This window comes from ANME-2 cluster archaeon (genome assembly GCA_019429385.1).
In the GTDB taxonomy this organism is placed as follows: Archaea; Halobacteriota; Methanosarcinia; order Methanosarcinales; family Methanocomedenaceae; genus Methanocomedens_B.
In genome coordinates this window covers 74975-94575 of the sequence record JAHYIS010000003.1, presented here as the reverse complement: position 1 = coordinate 94575, position 19601 = coordinate 74975, and the positions used below count along the sequence as shown (strand labels likewise).

The following is a 19601-nucleotide window of genomic DNA, read 5'->3' as shown; positions in this document are numbered from 1 at the left end:
ATTTAAGTAGAATTATATATAGTGAATAATAAAAACTGTATAGAAATTGTTATATATATTCACTTGTATTTATTAAAATAAATTACTTCTGAAAAATCACGTGAATAACTATACTAAAAAGCAGGTCACATTATTAAATAACCATCATAATCTCGTTAGGATATAAAGGAAGTACTCATCAATGAAAAGAAAAGATCCGGCTCTGTCCATTATTGTATCGTCTGTCCTGGTATTGCTGCTTTTTACATCTCCGGTATATGCTTTTGAAGATTATGCCACAGGTGGCAGTAATGGTGGGAGTATAATGGGTGGTGCGGCCACGTCGTATGGTTCAAATGTCGTTATAGTACTACATCTTATTGAAATTGACCAAGTTTCAAATCCAGGCTATCTAAAAGTAGCTGAAACCATCGTATTCAAAAATATTGGAACTGGAAACTACACTGGACCAATATTTTCATGGGTGCCAAATGGAATATTCAATGAGGAAATGAGAAAACTTGGGATGTCTGCAAACACCCCTGGTATTCCTTTGAATGTTTATTTTGTCAATGATAACGTCATCGGATGGAATGACACTATTCTGGCAGGAACTGGCATGACTCCCATGTACCGGGTGCAGTACATGGTGCCGGCAGAACCTACCGGTAAAATGACCGAATCTGTGACCTATACCAAGAAACTGAAATATCCCACGAACGTGAACTATAACTATATCCCTGCATCCGGCTTGCCGGCACTGGTTGTCAAACTGGTCAAATCAGATGACCTGAAAACCAGGATTGTCAATGAAGACGGCAGCAAGATAGAGGCTGATTCAGTCGAGAACCTGGAAGGGGCGATGACATATAATTGGGCACAGCCTCAATTTATTGAGATATCTTTTGTACTGAGTCGTTCAGGCATTGACACGGAAGGTGTTTCTCTAATTCTGCTCCTGTTGCTGATCATTATCCTGGTTATCGGTATTCCTATCCTGAGGGGCAAAACTCTTCCTGGCAAGGGCTTAACAGAGGGAACGAAAAAAGCCAGGCCAGCAAAAGAGGATGAAGATATTTATCTGGAACAGGAAACCGAGGAATATGATGAAGGGTCCGGGGAAGACATCGAAACCAGTGAGGAGGTTGGGCACAGCGTGTCTGCTGTTTCTGTGCTCGATTCAGAAGATCTGGAACGTTTCGATATAGGTGAGCTCAAATCAGCGAAGAAAGCCCTGTTAAAGGTCCTTAATGAACTGGATGAGGACTATGCCGATGGTGCCCTGTCAGAAAAAGAGTACCAATCCATACGCGCAAAATACAAGCACAAGGCCATTAAAATAATGAAACTCATCGATGACCTGGAAGAGTAAGTACGAAAGATTATTCTTCCCTGCTTTTTCCCCGCATGAGCGACATGATGATACCTACCACGCATATCACTGCGGCTACCATGAAAGCGTTGTGGAAACCACCAAGGAAGGACGCTTCGTAGGTTAATCCAGCAGCCTGGTTGGACTGGAACCCGCTGGTGAAAACCGCTCCGGAAATGGCAACCCCTGTGACCATACCAAGGTTCCTTACCATTCCGAGCATTCCACCGGCGATCCCCAGCCGGTTTTTTGGTACTGAACCCATGACAATGCTGTTATTGGGTGACTGGAAGAGCCCCATCCCAAGTCCTATCATCCCGAGCCTGACCACGATGTCAGGGAACGTAGCGTTCTGGTCCAGGTTGCCCAGCAGGAACATGGCAAGACACGAAACGCCCATCCCGATACTGCTGAGGATAAATGAATTCGTCTTATCAGATATCCAGCCACTGATGGGTGCCACCAGCGCCATGACCAGAGGAACGGCTATCAGCGCCATTCCCACATGGCTGGGATTGTATCCCAGTATTTTTTCCAGGTAGTAGGGCATAAGAAGGATTACGGTGAACATGGCAACAAAGCTTAATAGACCGCTGGCATTCGATGCTGAGAACGGCCTGTTTTGAAACAGGGATAACTCTACCATCGGCTGGTCGACCTTTTTTTCTGCCATAACGAAACCTGCCAAAAAGACTGCGAACATGACCGACAGGCTGAGTATTGCCGGTGAATCCCAGCCCAGCTCCTGGCCCCTGGTAATCACCAATAACAGAGATATCAGGGATATGAACATGAAGACGGCACCCGGAACATCGAATTTCTGGCAGGCACGGGGCTGGTCGGTCTGCAGGATCCTGAGGGCGTATACTGTTCCCAGCAGCCCTATGGGAATGTTAATGTAAAAAATACTCTGCCAGCCCCACAGGTGGATAAGAAAACCACCCAAAGCCGGTCCGGCCATTGAACCGATACTGACAACGGTGCCAATAAGTCCCATTGCTTTGCCCCGTTCGGTATGGGGAAACACGTCCGTAATAATAGCAGGACCGTTCGCCATTACCATGGCGGCTCCCAGACCCTGTACAACGCGGAAGGCTATCAACTGGGTCGCTGATGCCGACAGGCTGCACAGCCCGGAACCCAGAGAGAAGATCAACAGGCCCAAAGAGAATACGGGTTTGCGTCCGTACATGTCAGAAAGCCGGCCCAGGGTAAGCAGCAGGGTTGTGATGGTGACCAGGTACGAAAGTATCACCCATTCGATGGTGAGTATGTCAGTGCTGAAATAGTCTGTCAGGGTGGGCAGTGCGATATTTACAATACTGCCATCCAGGGTGGCCATGAATATTCCAATGGATACGACTAACATTGCGCGCCATTTGTACTTTGGGTCCGGTTCGTTTTGCATGATATCGATGGGTCTGGATGTTCTAAAGGTGCTTTATTGTTTTTGCCAGCTTGGTCACATACCTGTGTGCCAGCAGACAGGGTTCGGGCAGTTTGTGCCCGCGCAGCATGTGTTTCGTGATATCCAGCGTCCCGTCCATGCTTACCCTGTTCCCGGGCGCCACCACGATGGGTCTGCACCTGCTGCATGACTTGATAAGCCACCCCACCTGCCTGTTTTCAAAGACCAGCGGGCTCACATCACCCAGTTCCACAGGTTCATCCCCAATCCCGCACAGTATATTCTTGGCCACTCCTATCGTAGGTATATCCAGCGCCACGCCAACATGAGTGGCCAGACCTGCACTGCGCGGGTGGTTGATACCGCAGCCATCCACCATCAGGATATCAGGCATATGGTGCAGTTTCCCGAAGGCTGAAACAATGGCAGGCCCTTCCCTGAATGAAAGAAATGTGGGGATGTAGGGATATTCCACATGTGCCCTGTGGTATACCTCCTCGACCACCTCACAGGATCCGTAGTCAACCACCACAATGCCTGAGATGATGGTATCTTGCATGAATGCCTGGTCCACACCTGCTATGAGCCGGGGTGTGGCATGGTCATCATAGAGGACAGCCCGCTGCCTGACCAGGTCCTGGACACGCAGTAGCGAGGGGGTGGAGAGGTCAAAGGGGAAGAGTGAAGGGTCCATATCAAGGCATATATGTCCCGGGGATAAATTAGTTTGGTTGATGAGGAGAGGGGGCTGATGAGGATTGTCGGGTTGGAATTTTAAACCACCGGAAAAGGGGATTTCTTAACCGCTATTGACATTCCTGAATTCTTATACCGCGGAAATGAAATAATCCACAATTTTCAGATACAAACAGCCATTATCACCGGTTTTTCCTAAAATTCAATAACGGAGACAGGATATACACCCCTATCAACACAAGATTTGCCCGGGCCGTAACCATAAGCCCGGGCGCACTGCCCAGATAGAAAGACATTACCATCAGTATCAGCAGGACAGTCATCACTCCAATGAGGCGGGCATCCCTGACCTTTGGATATCGTATCCGGCTTACCATCAATACCGATAAAAGCAGCATGGTAGCCAGCAGACCGTACGAGAACAATGGTCCTTCTCCGCTACTGAAAGCCAGCACATACAGGGAGACCATCAGGCCGGATGTGGTGATAGGCATGCCGATAAACCCGCCTTTCTGGTCAATAACACCAAACCTGGCCAGTCTCAGGATACCACTGGCAAGGAATGCACCCCCTATAATGCATACTGGGTAATGGTACTGGGGTGCCAGTAGTGCGAAGGCGATCACAACAGGTGCCATTCCAAAGGATATCACGTCGGCCAGCGAGTCCAGGTGCTCCCCCAGCACCCCGTATTCCAGTCTCCTGGCAATTGCACCATCAGCTCCGTCGGCAATCACCGCAAGTACAATGAGAATGGAAGCGTGCAGGACATTGGAGGGTGACTGGACTACCATCAGGATAGCAGTCAGGCCGAGCAGCGCATTTAACAATGTCACCAGGTCAGGAAGTCGTATCAATTTGTAAATACTGGGATTTTCATTATTCTGATGCATGGATGCAGTCTGCCTCCCTTTCATCAAAGTCTATCTTACTGGCAATAATCGTTTCTGCTGCCCGTACTCTTTGCCCCTTTCTGACCATAAGTTTGTACCCTGGTGGAGGTGTCACATCCACACGGCTACCGAATCGTATCATACCGATACGCTCGCCCCTGACCACCGTGTCGCCCACGTTGAAATAGGAATCAATCCTTCTGGTAACCGTACCAGCGATCTGGACCATTTTGACCAGTCCAAAATCCGACTCTATGCATGTTGAATTACGCTCGTTGCGATGTGAATCCTTACAGAAGGCAGGCAGGTATCCACCATCCGTGTGCTTCATTGCCACTATCTTCCCGCTCAAGGGAGCCCGGTTCACATGCACGTTGTGTATGTTCATGAAAATGCATACCGTAGTTCCCCGGATATCTACCACTCTACCGTCAGCAGGCGACACGACATCAGTATCATCTCCTCCGGGTATGCGCTCCGGGTCCCTGAAGAACCAGATAAAGAAAAAATCCAGGAGAAATACCAGCGCCGATTCCCTGGCCAGCAAGGTCGAAGATAATATAAGGGCTGCCAGTGCCAGGACAAGGGCAGTGACGAACAATCCCGTGATCAGTGTCCCGGTATTGCGGGCAAGAATCCCTACCCACCCCTGAGGTGGTTCAAGTCAACCTTTACCAGTTGCCAGATTTCCTCGATGAGGTCCAGTAGTTCGGGGAGAGTTTTCAATACTGCATAGGCAATGAAGAACAATGCTATACCTGACCCGCCTTTGGCTATCAGGTGGTGGCTTATGTAGAAGCTGGCCGAATCATGCAGGAAATATTCATGGCCAAACAGGTTCACTATCATGGGCCCGCTCCCGAACCATTCATACCCGTAAGCTCCTATCACGAATGTGTTCCTGATAACATTGAGGATATAAATTACAGGAATGGATGCCAGTAATGCCAGCAAAACCTTCTTGGCTTCTGCTCTTGTCCCTAATATGAGGCCGAAGAACAGGGCGATACTTTCGATAGCAGTACATGCCAGTATTATCTCGACCCGGTATATTCCGAGCCGGATCATATTCCAATCCGCCCTTTCCACAGGGAATCCCACCTGCTGTGAAAGCCAGAACGTCTGCGAGGTAACCGTACTTATGATTAAATGATTCAAAGATTCAATTTGAGCAAAAGGGAAATAGAACAGACACCCTATGGCAGTGACCGTGGTAACAGCCAGTAATGTCTTTGGTCTGTCGATTGGATTATCCAGTGGTATGCCTTTTTTTGTCATTACATAAGTACCTATCATCAGGTGTGCAATTATGAGGCAAAAAAACGCCACCACCAACATCAGCAGTACCATTGAAATGTCGCCTTCTTTCAGGTAATAGATAGGCTGTAATGCCCAATAAAGTGCAAAGAATATCCATCCGATAGCACCGACAGGCATTCGTTGCAGCTTGAATTTATGAGGGAGCACAGACGCAATGGTGAAAAAGACCAGTGATATCCAGAGAAAGTTTGCAGTCATGTTTTAAAAACCCGGGTTTATTAGTTACCTTTCTTATTGATGTTCCATATATATAATTCATAACCACTGATACAACAGCATATTTAAAACATTCAAATCATATTAATCTATCATTTTAATCAAATAACTATTTGTATATTGAATCTCTATGATTACTGGTATGCAAAGTGCTTTAGGCGTGGTTAAAAGAAGCGTTGATATGTTCCTTTATTCAGGGTATGAATATTTGCTCACCCATGAGATTAAGGAGTTCAGGGTACCAGAACATATTGCAATTATCATGGACGGGAACCGCAGGTATGCCCGTAAGTTGAAAATGAGCACCTGGCAGGGTCATATCAAGGGTGCGAATACCACTGAAAGAGTACTTGACTGGTGCTATGAACTGGGCGTGAAACAATTAACCGTCTATGCATTCTCTACCGAGAACCTGAACCGTTCAGAGGATGAAAAGCAGAAACTGTTTGAACTTATGGGCTTAAAGCTGGAGGAATTAATGGATGATGAGCGTACTCATAGGAGAGGTATGCGGGTCAGGATGCTGGGGAATATCGACCTGCTGCCTGAAGCTCTTAAGCAGACAGGGATATGTGCAGAGGACATGACCAGGAATTATAGCAACCTGTACCTGAATATTGCCATGGCTTACGGAGGCCGCCAGGAAATCGTGGATACCGCACAGACCCTCGCCGGCAAGATCTCCAGCGGTGAAATGACAGTATCAGATATTAATGAAGAGGTAATTTCATCCCATCTCTATCCATCTCCCGGCCTGGCAGTGCCTGACGTTGACCTGATAATCAGGACCGGCGGTGATGAGAGAATGTCCAATTTCCTGCCCTGGCAGGCCAATGGCAGCGAATGTGCAGCTTATTTCTGTGCACCGTACTGGCCCGAATTCCGGAAGATAGATTTCCTTCGCTCCATACGTACGTACCAGACAAGAGAGCATGAATGGCAGAAAAATACAGTACTGCGTATTGTCAAATTGCTCAGCCACACCGGTCGGATCGAGGTGAGCCAGGTGGTCCGCATGAGCCAGAGGGCAGGTAACATCACTGACCAGGAAGTGCGAGTGATATTGAAAGAGCTGGATCGCAGCAGGGAACTGAAAAGTATTTCTCTGGTGTGGTAATACCGGGTAATACCATAGTACGATTTTAAGAACCTTTAATAATCAATATATGCATCCCTCTGGACATGGACATTGAAGGTTATGCTAAACGCGCTTTGTTATCGGGTGAGAGTGAGGGGCAGATAGAGGAAAGACTTGCCCGTCGCATACGTGAGATCAAGGGCGGGAATGTTACCGAACAGCATGCACAAGAATTAGCCCATGCAGTTATGGTGGAAGCCAGCGCCACCCTGGAACCGAAAGGAGATATTTTTGAACCGGTCACCTCAGGCATTACCATGGGGCAATTTGGTGTTGGCAGCCGGGGAATGGGCGATTTCTATACCCACGAGCAGATAGCACGGGTGATAGGCAAAACATCGGCGGAAGTGGATACATCGCACCTGGACGATTCGGGAGTGGTCAGGACCGGCAACGGTGAGTATCTGGTGGTGACGGTGGACGGTATCCATAGCAGGCTCAGCGATTACCCATTCCTGGCTGGTTTCCATGTGGCAAGGGCTGCGCTTCGTGATATCTATGCAATGGGGGCCAGGCCGCTGGCTATGCTGTCCGACATCCATGTTGCCGATGACGGGGATGTGGGCAAGATATTCGACCACATTGCAGGTATAACAACCGTTTCAGAACTGACCGGTGTACCTCTTATAACAGGCAGTACCCTGCGCATAGGGGGGGATATGGTCATTGGTGAGCGTATGACCGGCGGTGTGGGCGCAGTCGGTATCACCGGGACCGTCTCTGCAAGGATACTGGCCGAACCAGGTGACGTTATACTTATGACTGAAGGGGCAGGCGGCGGCACTATCTCGACCACGGCTCTCTATTATGGTAAACATGAGATTGTCGATGAGACCATTAATCTCAAATTCATAGAGGCCTGTGAAGCTATTATGGATGCAGGACTGCTGGAACGCATCCATGCCATGACGGATGTGACCAACGGTGGAGTACGCGGCGATGCTAAGGAGATCTCAAGGACCGCGGGTGTAGAACTGGTGTTCCGGGAAGAGCGTATCCGACCGCTGGTGAATCCTTCGGTTCTGTCAATGCTCGAAGAACTTGAGATCGATTACCTGGGAGTATCCCTTGATGCGCTCTTGATAATTGCTCCTGCTGATGCTGCTGATGCCATCCTTTCCGTGCTTGGTTCAAAAGGTATTGCAGCAGATATGATCGGCAGGGTTGGGCATGGCAGCGGTGCAAAACTTGAGATTGACGGCAGGACCGTGGACTTTTCTCCAAGGTTCAGGGAATCTGCCTATACCCCCATAAAAAAACTGGTTGGTGAGGCGGAGCCATTGGACTTCAAGGTCATGTGTGACAGGGTCGATGAAGCTGCCCGGATAGCTATTGACAAGAAACAGCGAATTATTGAGCGTTTAAAGTAATTTCACGTCAATCTGTAAAAGATTATTAATAGTGGTTCGTATAAATCATATACTGGTGAAAAACATTATGAGATATAAAATGATGAGTGCTCTCTTTTTTGCACTATTATTGCTCACACCGCTGGCTGTATCTGCGGATACAGCACCCAGGGCTGACTGGGCAGCAGACCTGGGCGGAAACCGGGAAGAGATTTTTTATGACGTTGTACAGACCTCAGACGGCGGGTATGTTGCTGCCGGTATGACGAAACGTATGAGTAACACTGAAGATGTTTACGTGGTTAAGCTTAGCTCATCGGGTGATGTGGTATGGGAGCATAACTACGGAGGACCGAAAATAGACTTTGCCAAATCCATCCGGCAGACTTCGGACGGTGGTTATATTATAGGAGGAGGTACACGTTCCTTCGATGTAGGAGTTATTGATTACTATATTCTGAAACTGGATTCTTCCGGGAATCTCCAGTGGGATAAGCATTATGGCAGCAGACAGACCGATATATGCGAGTCCATAATCCAGACCTCTGATGGCGGTTATATTGCGGCCGGACAATCATGGTTGAACATCATTGACGGTAATGTATATATTATCAAACTCGACTCCAGCGGAAACAAACAATGGGACAAAAGCATTGGCGGCGGGCTGGAGGACGGCGCTTATGACATCCGTCAGACGTCGGATAATGGATATGTCATTGCAGGATATACCCGGTCGAACGGGGATGGAAGTTATGATGTGTATGTCATAAAAACAGATTCCAATGGCAATGTGAAATGGACATCCAGTTTTGGCGGTAACAATGACGACCAGGCATATTCAATTGTCCAGCAAAGGGACGGGTATGTTGTAACCGGGCATTCCAAATCAAAAAATGTGCTGGCTAATTCTGATGTATATGTCATCAAGCTTGACCTTGAGGGTAAAAAAGTCTGGGAGAAGTTCTTTGGAGCAAGTGATACCATCGAAGAGTCCCGGTCTATCCAGAACACCAGGGACGGAGGTTATATCATTGTCGGTAAGACCAACCAGTACACATATGGAGCAAATGACGTGTATCTCCTGAAGCTGGACAGTGATGGAAATGAGCAGTGGAGCCAGGTCTTTGGCGGAGAGAATGACGATTATGGCTATTCGGTAGCCCAGACCTCTGATGGAGGATTTATACTGGCAGGACAGACCAAGTCTTTTGGAACCGGTGGAAATGCCTATATCATCAAGACCGAAGTACCGTCAAGCTCAAGGAATACAGGAAATGGTGGCCAGAGGGATATCCCCGAATACGGGTCACCTTCCATCGGGGTATTGTTCAGTTTAATGGTACTCTTAACAGCAGGACTGGTCATGAGAAATAGGCCTTAACCGGACCTTTTCTTTGACCCCTGTTCTCTTTTTTTTCACATCATTCCTTTATAGGACAATTTTCCCGATTCTTGTTCTATTTATTTTCATTCTGGTAGATACCGCTGTAGCCTTCGCTTACATCACTGCTGAGTTTGAAAAAGATTAGCTGCACCACCCTGGCATTACGCTTAAGCCTGAAACCATCAGGATTATGCACTACCAGTAAGCTCTCGCTGCGCCCGCTGTATCCGGCATCCCATACAGCGGTCTCCAGGGCCACACCACAGCGCAGCAGGCTGGACCGTGCCCTGGCAATGGCAGCCAGTCCTTCCGGGATGTTCACAACTTCGTTATAGATGACCTTGTAGATGCCAGGGTCAAGGTGAAGCCACCCATCCACATCAAAATCAAGAAGATTGGTACCAGGCAGGATACGTTCACTGTTATCAAAAGCAACAGACCCCGGGCCCTGTAAACTGTGGACACTTTGCAGGGTCAGCTCAAGACCGTTAGGCTGGGTCTGTATACTGGGGTCTATCATCTGTTCCACCAGTGGTGGCCGGGTGTTCATTGCGGCCGTTAGTTCCTGTTTTGAGAGCATTGTCATAATAGGTCTCTAAACATCCTGATGGTTTTTATGATTATTGATTCAGGTCCGGATTGCCAAACATATATCAAATTTGTACTCAATACTACTGTACCCACGATGGCAAAAAAGGAAAAGTATCATGGACATCTTCACCAGGCTTCAGGACATTGTCACCTCATCCCGCGTTTCCAATGACCCGGCAGAATTGTATTGTTATTCCTCTGACGCTTCGTACATTAAGGGTACCCCGGATTATGTGGTCATGCCCAGCACAACTGCCGAAGTTTCAGAAATTGTAAAACTGGCCCAAAAACACCGCATTCCTGTTATTGCAAGGGGCGCGGGTACCGGCCTGGCAGGTGGAGCAGTACCACTGTGCGGCGGCATCGTATTGGACATGGGCCGGATGAACAGGATACTTGAGATCGATATCCCGAACCTGCAGGTACTAATTGAGCCGGGACTCATCCACGCTGACCTGAACCGTGCACTTGAAACCCACGGTTTCTTTTTCCCCCCTGACCCGGGCAGCAGCGAAATGTGCACCCTGGGCGGGCTGATAGCCAACAGGGGCAGCGGCATGCGCTCAGTAAAATATGGTACAGTCACTGATTACGTGCTGGACCTTGAAGTGGTCATGCCGGACGGGGCAGTCATCCTGACCGGTGGCAAGGTGATGAAATCCGCATCCGGATATGACCTCACCGCCCTGATGGTAGGTTCGGAAGGCACGCTGGGTATCATCACCAGGGCCAGGTTGAAGATACACCCATTACCTGAGGCCCGTGCGGCAGTGCTGGCCCATTTCAATGACCTGGAAGCTGCCGGCCGTACCGTGCCAGCCATAATGGAGAAGGGTATCATGCCATCTGCATGCGAACTGATGGACCGTACCACCATCCTGGCAGTCAATACGTATGATACAAACCTGTGTATCCCTGAATGTGAAGCTCTGTTGCTTATCGAAGTGGACGGTGCCCCTTGCAGTGTTGAATCCGGCGCGGCCAGGGTGGCTGGTTGTTGCCGCGAACTTGGAGCTTTTGATGTTACCATTGCATATTCCGAACCGGAGATGAAGGAACTGTGGGCTGCCCGCCGCCTGGCAGGTGCTGCGGTTACGCGGCTGAGTCCTGGCAAGACCCGGGTCTATATCGGTGAAGATGTGGCGGTCCCATTGTCCGCAATTCCTGAGATGCTCAGGGAGATACGCAGCATTTCAGACAGGCATGGTCTTACCATAATGACATACGGCCATGCCGGGGACGGCAACCTGCACACGGGGATGGCTATTGATACACTTGATAAAGAGCAGTGGGAAGTGCTGAAGAAGACGGCCGACGACATCCATCGTGCGGCTCTGCGGCTCAATGGCACCGTGTCGGGAGAACACGGTATAGGAGGTGCCCGCGGGATATACATGAACCAGGAGCACGGTGGTGCAATGGATGTTATGGACTCCATAAAAAAGGCACTTGACCCTCATAATATTATGAATCCCCTGAAGGTGGGCCTGGAATGAGGGAATACCTGGGAGAAATTGTCAAATGTGTGCGATGCGGCCGCTGCCGTACGGTATGTCCTACGCAGCAGGTGCAAGGTTGGGAATCTTCCGGAGCCAGGGGGAGGATGCACATGGCAATGGGAATGGCTTCAGGGCTTGAACCATCAGCGGGAATGGTAACGAGTATATTGACATGCACTACCTGCCAGCAATGTGTGACTGTATGTCCCTCTGGGGCAAATCCGCAGCAGGTGACCAGGGCAGCACGGCGTAAACTGGTAGGTTTGGGCCATGCAACACCTCACCAGCTGGAAATGCAGGAGCGTATCAGGAACACGGGAAACTCGCTGGGCGATGAATCAGCAAGGACCGCATGGATGACCGCACCCCGGGTTCCCGGCGATTCCGGGTATGTATATTTTGCAGGCTGCCTGGCTTCATACAGGTATCCATCTACGGCAACGGCGACATACAGGATCCTGGAAACGTTCGGGGTTGGATTCCTGGAGAATGAGCAGTGCTGTGGTTCACCACTGTTCAGGATGGGACTGGACGCGTCAGGTGTGATCGAACATAATTCCCGGTTGTTCAGGGAAGCAGGTGCACATACGATAATTGTTGGTTGTGCCGGCTGTTATTCGATGTTCAGGGAACAATACCAGGCCTTTGATGTTCTGCACTTTTCAGAGTTTTTGGATGACAGGCTTGATGAGCTATCTCTGGGTCAATGTGACATCTCGGTAACCTATCATGACCCGTGTCACCTGGGCAGGACATACGGGATATATGATGCTCCAAGAAACGTTATTGAAAAGGTCTGCACCCTTGTTGAGATGAAAGCTTCAAAGGAGAATGCCAGTTGCTGCGGTGGCGGGGGTGGTGTCAGATTGGGATATCCGGAACTCTCTGGCTTTATTACAGAAGAACTGACGAATAATATTCCCGGCGGTGTTGACTATGTGGTTACGTCATGCCCTTTATGTTTCAGGAACCTATCCGATGCCGGGATTACTGTGATGGACCTGGCAGAACTGATATCCATGGCAATGAAAAAGGAAGGGTAGACCTGTTAGGACTGGTATCGATAATAATAAGTAATCACATTATAGCGCTCTACCAATACTTTTACGCCCAAAATTGAGCTTCATAGTCATCTGACAAATCACCCAGGTTCATAAGGTTCATTGTTCTGTGTACTTTATTTTTTGGTTTTGCGACTTCAACCTCTGGATTGGCTGCATTTTCCTCACATTCCTGCAATCCGTGCAACATCGAATTCAGGTCCAACCGGGTATGAACATCACTTTTGTGCTTCATATTTACTTTAAAGGCAGATGCATAATTATCTACTACTGGTTCGCCCTGGGAAGAGCGTTCGTGGTCCGGATAATAACCCACATTGCAGTATTCATCTTTGGACCGCCAGTCCGTGACATACACAGGGCATCTATCACCGATACACGAACCAGAACCTGTTTTTGGGCAGAATGTAGGAAGTGACATATAGTATTAAATGTACCTGATAGAAATTAAACTTTTGTCATGATAATAATAATTGTGAGATTTTTTGGTCACCCTATTTCTATAATGTCTGCAAAAGCAAAATTCGGTTTCACATCAGTGATCCGTACCCTGATGTGCTGTCCCAGCTTCGTATCCGGTACAAATACCACAAAATCTCCGACCCTGGTAATGCCATCCCCCTGGTCACCGATTTCCAGGATATCCACATCATATTCCTGGCCCTTCTTGATCAAAGTTGACAGGAACTTCTTTCCTATCACATATATCTCAGCGCTTTCTTTGCGTGAGGCTCGGGGCGTAAATGAGCGTAAATACACGAAATTCTCCTTCGCTTCATCCAGGAAATCTTTGAACATATCTCCCTGGAACACCTTGACCACAAAGTTGCCTCCCGGTCTTAATAGCTTTTTTGCAATTGCTAATGCAGATTCACTTAGGGCAATGGAGCGGCCATGGTCAAGGTCCCAGCTGCCGGTCAGGTTAGGTGCCGCATCGCATATCACCACATCGGCCCCGTGCTCGCCAATGATCTCCTCGATCTTATTAAGTGTAGTGTCTCGAGTGATGTCACCTTTAATGGTCTCCACACCATCAATGGGCTTTATCTTTTGCAGATCCACACCAACAACCCTTCCGCCAGACAGTTCTTTTGCCATTTGCAGCCAGCCCCCCGGAGCAGCGCCCAGGTCCACTACCGAATCTCCGGCTTTGATGACGTTGTGCTTTTTATTGATCTGGTCCAGTTTATAAGAAGCTCTGGAACGATACCCCTCGTTCTTTGCTTTGTGGTAGAAATAGTCTTTCTGGTTTCGGGCCATACAAAGAGTTTATTGGTATGGAAACCCTTAAACCTCTCCCTGGTGATACGAAATTGTTTATTGAACTTGATGGCTGGATGGCAAAGCTCAGATTTTCTGCCAGTCATCTGATACCTGACCATCCGAAATGCGGGCGGTTGCACGGTCATACATATGCGGTTAGCGTGCGTGTTGAAGGAACCCAGGCAGGGGAGTTCATAATTGATTTCATGGTACTCAAAGATATTGTCAAGGATATCTGTGACCGGCTTGACCACAGGGTACTGGTTGCAAAAGATGACCCGCGGTTGAAGATAACTGAAGAGAACGGACATTATACCGTGGAGATCGTAAAAAGCTGTAAACACTATGTCCTGCCTCAGGATGATGTATTGCTGCTGCCAATACATTCAGTCAGCGCTGAAGACCTCTGTAAGTATTTCTTACATGAACTATCAGTGGGAATTATGGAGAATGGGTCTACGGGTAATATTACCGGCCTGCATGTCAGGGTGGATGAGGGAATCGGACAGGGTGCCGGGTGTACTATGGACCTTGAAAAAATGCGCGGATGATTCGGAGCCTTTAAGTATAGTTTATTTCATCTGGAACGTGGTGTAAAAAAATGGTCGGAATAGCAATTACCAGGGATTCTACGGCGCAGGAGTTAGAACCGATAGCTATGGCCATATTTTCTGCTGTCGGACTGCCTATTACCATGAGAAGCAAGAATAAAAAAGGCATCAGGATAGAGAATAATAAGGTTCTTGATTATAATTACACTGGGGCTTACCTTGAGAGAGCAATGGAGGAAGGCAAGACCATACACGGATTTGCAGACAAAGGTCCGTATAAGGATGTTCCTGTCGTCGTTTCTCCGATCAAGGACAGCAATGGAGAGGTCGTCGGCGCAATAGGTGTCGTTAACCTTGCAGGTTTTATTGACCTGACCCGACTCTGATTTGTAACATTTATTACGTATCCTGCTGTTTGTACTTGCATGCAGGTGGGAATTGTATATTCTAAGGATTACCTGGAGCATGATACAGGCATGCATCCGGAAAATGCCGGGCGTTTGAAGGCCATTATGAATCGCCTGGGCGATTCTCATCTTATTGACCTGCTAAGTCCTGTAAAACCGGTTCATGCTTCCATTGAACAATTACAACTGGTACATACTTCTGACCATATTCGTATCGTGAGGGACTTTTCATCGAAGAAAATGGCCCTGGACAGGGATACACCGACCAGTATTCGCTCGTATGAGGTTGCTTTGCTGGCTGCCGGCGGTGTTATAGTGGGAGTGGATGCGGTCCTGGATGGGATGGACAGTGTATTTGCCCTGGTGCGCCCTCCTGGCCATCACGCCGAGCCGGACAGGAGTATGGGTTTTTGCCTGTTCAACAATGTGGCAATAGCGGCCAGGTATGCGCAACAAAAAGGGTTGGGAAAGGTACTAATCGTTGACTGGGACGTGCATCACGGCAACGGCACCCAGCGGGCATTCTACAAGGACAGTTCGGTGCTCTATTTTTCCATTCACCAGTACCCCCATTATCCGGGTACGGGAAGGGTGGATGAGATTGGAGTGGGGGAGGGCAGAGGATATACTATCAATGTACCGTTGCCCGGGGGTGCCAACGATGCTGATTATCTGTATGTGTTCAATGAGATTCTGGCACCTGCCGCCCGTAAATTCAGGCCAGACATCATTCTGGTGAGTGCAGGGCAGGACGGGCACAGGAACGACCCCCTGGCAGGCATGAACCTGACCTCTGCAGGTTTTGGACAGATGACCGGGGTGGTTCGTTTGCTTGCAGAAGAACTTTGTAGCGGGAAACTGGTACTTGCACTGGAAGGGGGGTATGATTATGGTGCACTGTCAGATTCGGTGGTCATGATATTCAGGGCCCTTCTTGGTGAAATGGGTGATGTTCCGGAGATGGGAGAAGTCACTGAAATGAGAGACGTATCAGCCTCTACACGCCATCTCGTAGAGAAAGTTATTGACCTGCATTCAGGTGGAAAAACCCTGTAAGGAATTCCCTGAACCTTTGAGAATCGATTTCCAGTAACTCCCTGCCCTGCAACACTTTGAAGCCCGTTTGTATATTCTTGCCCACGTGTTTACCCAACCGGCATGTATGGAGCTCATTGCGTAAAAGTTCGGCTACATCCGTGTATTTTCGATGCACATCCACAACATACCTGCCTTTCTCGATATATACCTCTGATAAACCCTTATTTTGCAGGTACTTCAGTTTGAAGCTTCCGGCATGGGACTTTTCCCAGACAGGTGGTCCCAGGTGTTTTTTTACGGGTGGTAGTTGCTGCACTTCCATTTCCAGCACTACAGCCGCTTCCCCGTCACCAGCCCATACATCACTGTTCAGGACCTGGAATCCATACCGTGACAGCAGTTCTGTAATACTGCCGTGCAGCATGAACAGCTGGGGATAGAGCACGTCCTCAACCACATCTGGCCTGTCAAAGACCACGGCCACCAGGGATGTCCCGCGTGTACCGGTAATGAAGTCGAATTCCACATCACTCATGGGTGTTTCCTGAGAGGGAAAGAATTGTTCCAACATTCCAGGAAGGAACTGTTCCAGCGGTTCAATTACAGAAGGAACCAGGTATTGCCGTGCCCTGTCAATGAACCCTGCAAACCTGTCCAGTGTCAGTGCCGCTGCGACATTCCTGCCCGGATCGGTGGGGTCCACCATAACCAGCGGGTCAGTATGCTTCCTGTCCCCATGTTCCATAATGTCTATGGTAATGCCGGGTTTCCAGCTATCTGCAGCTTCAAGTACACCGGCGAACGTACCGTAATGGATGATGAGTAATTCTGCGAGGTATCCCGAGAACCCGCCGGTCCTGAGGTCTGAACCGTACACACCTGCGCCTTTCATGAACTGTTTGAGCAACAGCACCTCATCTTCCAGTCCCTTTATCCTTTCAAGAATGAACAGATTATGGAAAGGTGTCCTGTCAACTGCGGATTTTATGTGCGCTGCACTCCCGACCCTGAAGCAGGGTACAAGGTCCACCTCAAAATCGCCAAAATATGCATGAATGTATGGATGCTCTGCATAACGTTCTTCAAACCGAACAGCATTGGACGCCACCTGCCTGGCAATTCTCAGTCCCATGGTTTTCAGTTCTTCTCTGGATGTTTCCTCAGGGAACATGATGAAAATATCCAGGTCATGTTCACCCGATATCCAGGTTCCCCTTGCAGCAGAACCTACAAGCGCACCTGAAACATCAGGTAAGCCCGAACCAGCGGCCGCCTGGTCAACCAGTGATATGATCTGGTCTGCAACTTTGTGCATCCTTTGCTGTTCATGCGCAGTGGGTTTTATTCTGCCCAGGATCTCTGTCAATATGTTGTTTTTAGTCATGTTTGTATTGTTATAGTGGGATTTTCTTCAGGGTTTCGTATATGGGTCCCCTGGGCGTTAGTGTGCTCTTTTTAACTGTGATGTGTTCGACCGTGAACTCGCCCAGGTCCACATCCTGCAACCCGGTCAGTACCTGTGCCAGATGTTCCTTAGTTGGCTCATCCAGATGCCTGACCCGGGCCAGGGTGGCATGAGCCGTGAATTTCCCGCGGTCCTTCTTGAACCTGAACTCTTTGAGGGTACGCTCCACTTCCCCATGCAAATGTTCGAACTCACCCCGTGCACCCAGCCATATCACTTTCATGTATGCAGGCTTGGGGAACACGCCAACCCCTGCGATCATGGCAGGGAACGGGGGGCAGTCAATACCGGCAAGGGCCTGGGAAATGGGTTCCACCTGTGATTCCGGTATGTCACCCAGGAATTTCATAGTCAGGTGCACCAGGTCGGGCTCTACCAGTTTCAAACCTTTGAAATCCATCTCCTGCTGGATCGTTCGGATGGCCTCTGTCATGTCGTGCGGGAGTTCTACGGCTATGAATGTGCGGATCATATATGTTACATTCAACTAAGGGCGAGAATGATTTAAATATAGTGTTCAATGAAAGATTCCTGGATAATTGCAATGTGAATTCTGGAATATAAAAAAAAGATGGACCCTTTTGCAGGTCCTCATTCATATGTTATGCCAACCGTTCCTGATAGCGGACCATACCTTGAATATTTTTGGGTGACCTTTATCCTTGGACACAGGTCCGGCCCGCCATCAGGATTGCTCTTGTGGCATTTCACACATGTCCGGAATGGCTGAAGCTCCGGATGTAAAATACCTTTGGCTCTGTTCCTTCCTCTTCTCTCAACCTGAAATAAACAACGGTTTTTTTATCAAGCACCGCAATAAATCCAAATGATAGCTATGATAGCCACCCAATATCGAAGTGTATCAAAATCAAGTATTCATCATTGCTGTTTGTGTGAAAAAAAAGAATCTTCAATATCTTTGTTCTTTTTACAGGAAGCACATAGCAGCTGTTCGTAAGACGGAACAAACAACGTTGCACACTCTTTACATTTCACTCTTTTTATCTGTATGACTTTGGTCGTTTTTTCCCTGAACAGAACATCAAGGTCGATATCTGTTCCGGGACATAGGGAACCTTCCGGGCACAGCTGGCTGCACAGACCGCAACCGGTACACAGGAAAGGTTTGAACATCAAGAGGAAATCATCATTCTTTTCAATGGTTATGGCATCCATGGGGCATACGGCAACACATATCCCACATCCATTACAGGATGACCTGACCTCGATAGTACCAAATGGCAGATTCCCTGCGTCCATGACCTTCAGACTGGCAGGGCCCAATGTCTTCAATGCATCAATGAACATTGACTGCCTGGAGTATCCGTAACAGGGTTTTCGATCAGAGAAATGGGTGATGAATTTCCGTGTAAAGGATTCATGTTCAGGTTTAATAGCAGTGTCGTCATCCTTTACTTTGATCTGACGTTTCACCAGGAAACACTGGAGCACTGAATTTGCCGCATCAATGTGACCGAGGATTATTTCACGTGCTGTTGAATAATCACACATCTGGCATGCAGACATGTTCAGCACCACCTCCTTATTTATTGAAGCCATCTGAAGAAGGACAGCCTCATTCAAGAACCCAAGGCAAGGGACCTGAAGGGATGTGCCCTTTCCAGAGCAGCATATGGTTATCAATTCACTGTCTTTTGCCGCTTTAACTACTGTTCCCGGTTCAATATCCTTAAGTGAAAATACCGGGTTCGGGCAAACATTCAAACAAATTCCACAGCCGGTACATAAGAAGCCATCGATCCTGATATCCTGCCCATCAAGTCTTATCGCACCGGTAGGACAATTTTCCTGACATCTTGAACAGGATGAATGCTTATTGAGATATCGTATACATTTTTTGATATCGATATTCACCAGATCCTTATCAGATATCCCATCAAGTACTTTAAGAAATCCAAATATACCGGTTCCCATTGTGTATAAAACCTGCCTGGTCATTAAGAAATCCCG

The 19601-nt window shown here is 48.3% G+C and carries 20 protein-coding genes; 9 read left to right on the top strand and 11 right to left on the bottom strand.

Going from position 1 to position 19601, the window contains the following annotated elements; translation table 11 throughout:
- The first annotated feature begins 181 nt into the window (after positions 1–181).
- A complete protein-coding gene (locus tag K0A89_02230) occupies positions 182–1351 on the top strand; it encodes a hypothetical protein (GenBank protein MBW6517305.1) in 1170 nt (389 codons plus the stop codon).
- Between the two features lie 10 nt (positions 1352–1361).
- On the opposite strand, the gene K0A89_02225 is transcribed toward K0A89_02230, so the two are convergent.
- The 5 genes from K0A89_02225 to artA all read right to left on the bottom strand — a co-directional run bounded on the left by K0A89_02225 (position 1362) and on the right by artA (position 5866).
- A complete protein-coding gene (locus K0A89_02225; GenBank protein MBW6517304.1) occupies positions 1362–2759 on the bottom strand; it encodes an MFS transporter in 1398 nt (465 codons plus the stop codon).
- A gap of 22 nt (positions 2760–2781) precedes the next feature.
- A complete protein-coding gene (locus K0A89_02220) occupies positions 2782–3453 on the bottom strand; it encodes an endonuclease V (protein ID MBW6517303.1) in 672 nt (223 codons plus the stop codon).
- 184 nt (positions 3454–3637) lie between these two features.
- Positions 3638–4348: a CDP-diacylglycerol--serine O-phosphatidyltransferase gene (gene pssA / locus K0A89_02215; protein MBW6517302.1), complete on the bottom strand. Its 711-nt coding sequence runs from the start codon at positions 4346–4348 to the stop codon at positions 3638–3640.
- Positions 4335–4985, bottom strand: a complete 651-nt coding sequence (locus K0A89_02210; protein MBW6517301.1) for a phosphatidylserine decarboxylase — start codon at positions 4983–4985, stop codon at positions 4335–4337. The genes pssA and K0A89_02210 overlap by 14 nt, the downstream gene beginning before the upstream one ends.
- A gap of 2 nt (positions 4986–4987) precedes the next feature.
- Positions 4988–5866, bottom strand: a complete 879-nt coding sequence (artA, locus tag K0A89_02205; GenBank protein ID MBW6517300.1) for an archaeosortase A — start codon at positions 5864–5866, stop codon at positions 4988–4990.
- A gap of 199 nt (positions 5867–6065) precedes the next feature.
- Here artA and uppS point away from each other — a divergent pair, with 199 nt between their 5' ends.
- The 3 genes from uppS to K0A89_02190 all read left to right on the top strand — a co-directional run bounded on the left by uppS (position 6066) and on the right by K0A89_02190 (position 9752).
- A complete protein-coding gene (uppS, locus tag K0A89_02200) occupies positions 6066–7001 on the top strand; it encodes a di-trans,poly-cis-decaprenylcistransferase (GenBank protein ID MBW6517299.1) in 936 nt (311 codons plus the stop codon).
- A 65-nt stretch (positions 7002–7066) separates the two neighbouring features.
- The gene (locus K0A89_02195; GenBank protein MBW6517298.1) at positions 7067–8392 is read left to right on the top strand and encodes a hypothetical protein; all 1326 of its coding nucleotides are present in this window, start codon (positions 7067–7069) and stop codon (positions 8390–8392) included.
- 67 nt (positions 8393–8459) lie between these two features.
- A complete protein-coding gene (locus K0A89_02190) occupies positions 8460–9752 on the top strand; it encodes a hypothetical protein (protein ID MBW6517297.1) in 1293 nt (430 codons plus the stop codon).
- Between the two features lie 76 nt (positions 9753–9828).
- Here the strand turns inward: K0A89_02190 and K0A89_02185 are convergent, their stop codons facing one another.
- Positions 9829–10341, bottom strand: coding sequence for a deoxyuridine 5'-triphosphate nucleotidohydrolase (locus tag K0A89_02185; GenBank protein ID MBW6517296.1), 513 nt, complete (start codon positions 10339–10341; stop codon positions 9829–9831).
- A gap of 121 nt (positions 10342–10462) precedes the next feature.
- Between K0A89_02185 and K0A89_02180 the strand changes: the two genes are divergently transcribed.
- Together K0A89_02180 and K0A89_02175 are read left to right on the top strand one after the other, a co-directional pair.
- The gene (locus K0A89_02180; GenBank protein ID MBW6517295.1) at positions 10463–11842 is read left to right on the top strand and encodes an FAD-binding protein; all 1380 of its coding nucleotides are present in this window, start codon (positions 10463–10465) and stop codon (positions 11840–11842) included.
- Positions 11839–12888 (top strand): (Fe-S)-binding protein, encoded by a 1050-nt coding sequence (locus tag K0A89_02175; GenBank protein MBW6517294.1) that lies wholly within the window; start codon positions 11839–11841, stop codon positions 12886–12888. Before K0A89_02180 ends, K0A89_02175 begins: the two co-directional genes overlap by 4 nt.
- Before the next feature lie 61 nt (positions 12889–12949).
- On the opposite strand, the gene K0A89_02170 is transcribed toward K0A89_02175, so the two are convergent.
- Entirely contained in the window at positions 12950–13327 is a 378-nt protein-coding gene (locus K0A89_02170) for a hypothetical protein (protein ID MBW6517293.1), read from the bottom strand.
- 68 nt (positions 13328–13395) lie between these two features.
- Positions 13396–14166, bottom strand: a complete 771-nt coding sequence (locus K0A89_02165) for a TRAM domain-containing protein (protein MBW6517292.1) — start codon at positions 14164–14166, stop codon at positions 13396–13398.
- 17 nt (positions 14167–14183) lie between these two features.
- Between K0A89_02165 and K0A89_02160 the strand changes: the two genes are divergently transcribed.
- The 3 genes from K0A89_02160 to K0A89_02150 are packed head-to-tail and all read left to right on the top strand — an operon-like array spanning position 14184 to position 16183.
- Positions 14184–14720 (top strand): 6-pyruvoyl tetrahydropterin synthase family protein, encoded by a 537-nt coding sequence (locus K0A89_02160; GenBank protein ID MBW6517291.1) that lies wholly within the window; start codon positions 14184–14186, stop codon positions 14718–14720.
- Positions 14721–14770: 50 nt separating this feature from the next.
- Positions 14771–15106, top strand: coding sequence for a DUF2111 domain-containing protein (locus K0A89_02155; GenBank protein ID MBW6517290.1), 336 nt, complete (start codon positions 14771–14773; stop codon positions 15104–15106).
- Between the two features lie 39 nt (positions 15107–15145).
- Positions 15146–16183 carry a histone deacetylase gene (locus K0A89_02150; protein ID MBW6517289.1) on the top strand — a complete coding sequence of 346 codons (1038 nt, stop codon included), beginning with the start codon at positions 15146–15148 and terminating at the stop codon, positions 16181–16183.
- Here the strand turns inward: K0A89_02150 and K0A89_02145 are convergent.
- From K0A89_02145 to K0A89_02135, 3 genes are all read right to left on the bottom strand, one after another.
- Positions 16149–17549, bottom strand: coding sequence for a CCA tRNA nucleotidyltransferase (locus K0A89_02145; protein MBW6517288.1), 1401 nt, complete (start codon positions 17547–17549; stop codon positions 16149–16151). The genes K0A89_02150 and K0A89_02145 overlap by 35 nt on opposite strands.
- A gap of 10 nt (positions 17550–17559) precedes the next feature.
- The gene (gene thpR / locus K0A89_02140) at positions 17560–18102 is read right to left on the bottom strand and encodes an RNA 2',3'-cyclic phosphodiesterase (protein MBW6517287.1); all 543 of its coding nucleotides are present in this window, start codon (positions 18100–18102) and stop codon (positions 17560–17562) included.
- Between the two features lie 407 nt (positions 18103–18509).
- Positions 18510–19565: a 4Fe-4S dicluster domain-containing protein gene (locus K0A89_02135; protein ID MBW6517286.1), complete on the bottom strand. Its 1056-nt coding sequence runs from the start codon at positions 19563–19565 to the stop codon at positions 18510–18512.
- Between the last annotated feature and the right edge of the window lie 36 nt (positions 19566–19601).

Coding starts and splice junctions, on each gene's coding strand:
- K0A89_02135 (MBW6517286.1), bottom strand. CDS start 19,565: ATGGGAACCGGTATATTTGGATTTCTTAAAGTACTTGATGGGATATCT.
- K0A89_02225 (MBW6517304.1), bottom strand. CDS start 2,759: ATGCAAAACGAACCGGACCCAAAGTACAAATGGCGCGCAATGTTAGTC.
- K0A89_02155 (MBW6517290.1), top strand. CDS start 14,771: ATGGTCGGAATAGCAATTACCAGGGATTCTACGGCGCAGGAGTTAGAA.
- K0A89_02230 (MBW6517305.1), top strand. CDS start 182: ATGAAAAGAAAAGATCCGGCTCTGTCCATTATTGTATCGTCTGTCCTG.
- K0A89_02160 (MBW6517291.1), top strand. CDS start 14,184: ATGGAAACCCTTAAACCTCTCCCTGGTGATACGAAATTGTTTATTGAA.
- K0A89_02165 (MBW6517292.1), bottom strand. CDS start 14,166: ATGGCCCGAAACCAGAAAGACTATTTCTACCACAAAGCAAAGAACGAG.
- K0A89_02150 (MBW6517289.1), top strand. CDS start 15,146: ATGCAGGTGGGAATTGTATATTCTAAGGATTACCTGGAGCATGATACA.
- K0A89_02170 (MBW6517293.1), bottom strand. CDS start 13,327: ATGTCACTTCCTACATTCTGCCCAAAAACAGGTTCTGGTTCGTGTATC.
- K0A89_02175 (MBW6517294.1), top strand. CDS start 11,839: ATGAGGGAATACCTGGGAGAAATTGTCAAATGTGTGCGATGCGGCCGC.
- uppS (MBW6517299.1), top strand. CDS start 6,066: ATGTTCCTTTATTCAGGGTATGAATATTTGCTCACCCATGAGATTAAG.
- artA (MBW6517300.1), bottom strand. CDS start 5,866: ATGACTGCAAACTTTCTCTGGATATCACTGGTCTTTTTCACCATTGCG.
- K0A89_02195 (MBW6517298.1), top strand. CDS start 7,067: ATGGACATTGAAGGTTATGCTAAACGCGCTTTGTTATCGGGTGAGAGT.
- K0A89_02145 (MBW6517288.1), bottom strand. CDS start 17,549: ATGACTAAAAACAACATATTGACAGAGATCCTGGGCAGAATAAAACCC.
- K0A89_02185 (MBW6517296.1), bottom strand. CDS start 10,341: ATGACAATGCTCTCAAAACAGGAACTAACGGCCGCAATGAACACCCGG.
- K0A89_02180 (MBW6517295.1), top strand. CDS start 10,463: ATGGACATCTTCACCAGGCTTCAGGACATTGTCACCTCATCCCGCGTT.
- K0A89_02220 (MBW6517303.1), bottom strand. CDS start 3,453: ATGGACCCTTCACTCTTCCCCTTTGACCTCTCCACCCCCTCGCTACTG.
- K0A89_02190 (MBW6517297.1), top strand. CDS start 8,460: ATGAGATATAAAATGATGAGTGCTCTCTTTTTTGCACTATTATTGCTC.
- thpR (MBW6517287.1), bottom strand. CDS start 18,102: ATGATCCGCACATTCATAGCCGTAGAACTCCCGCACGACATGACAGAG.
- pssA (MBW6517302.1), bottom strand. CDS start 4,348: ATGCATCAGAATAATGAAAATCCCAGTATTTACAAATTGATACGACTT.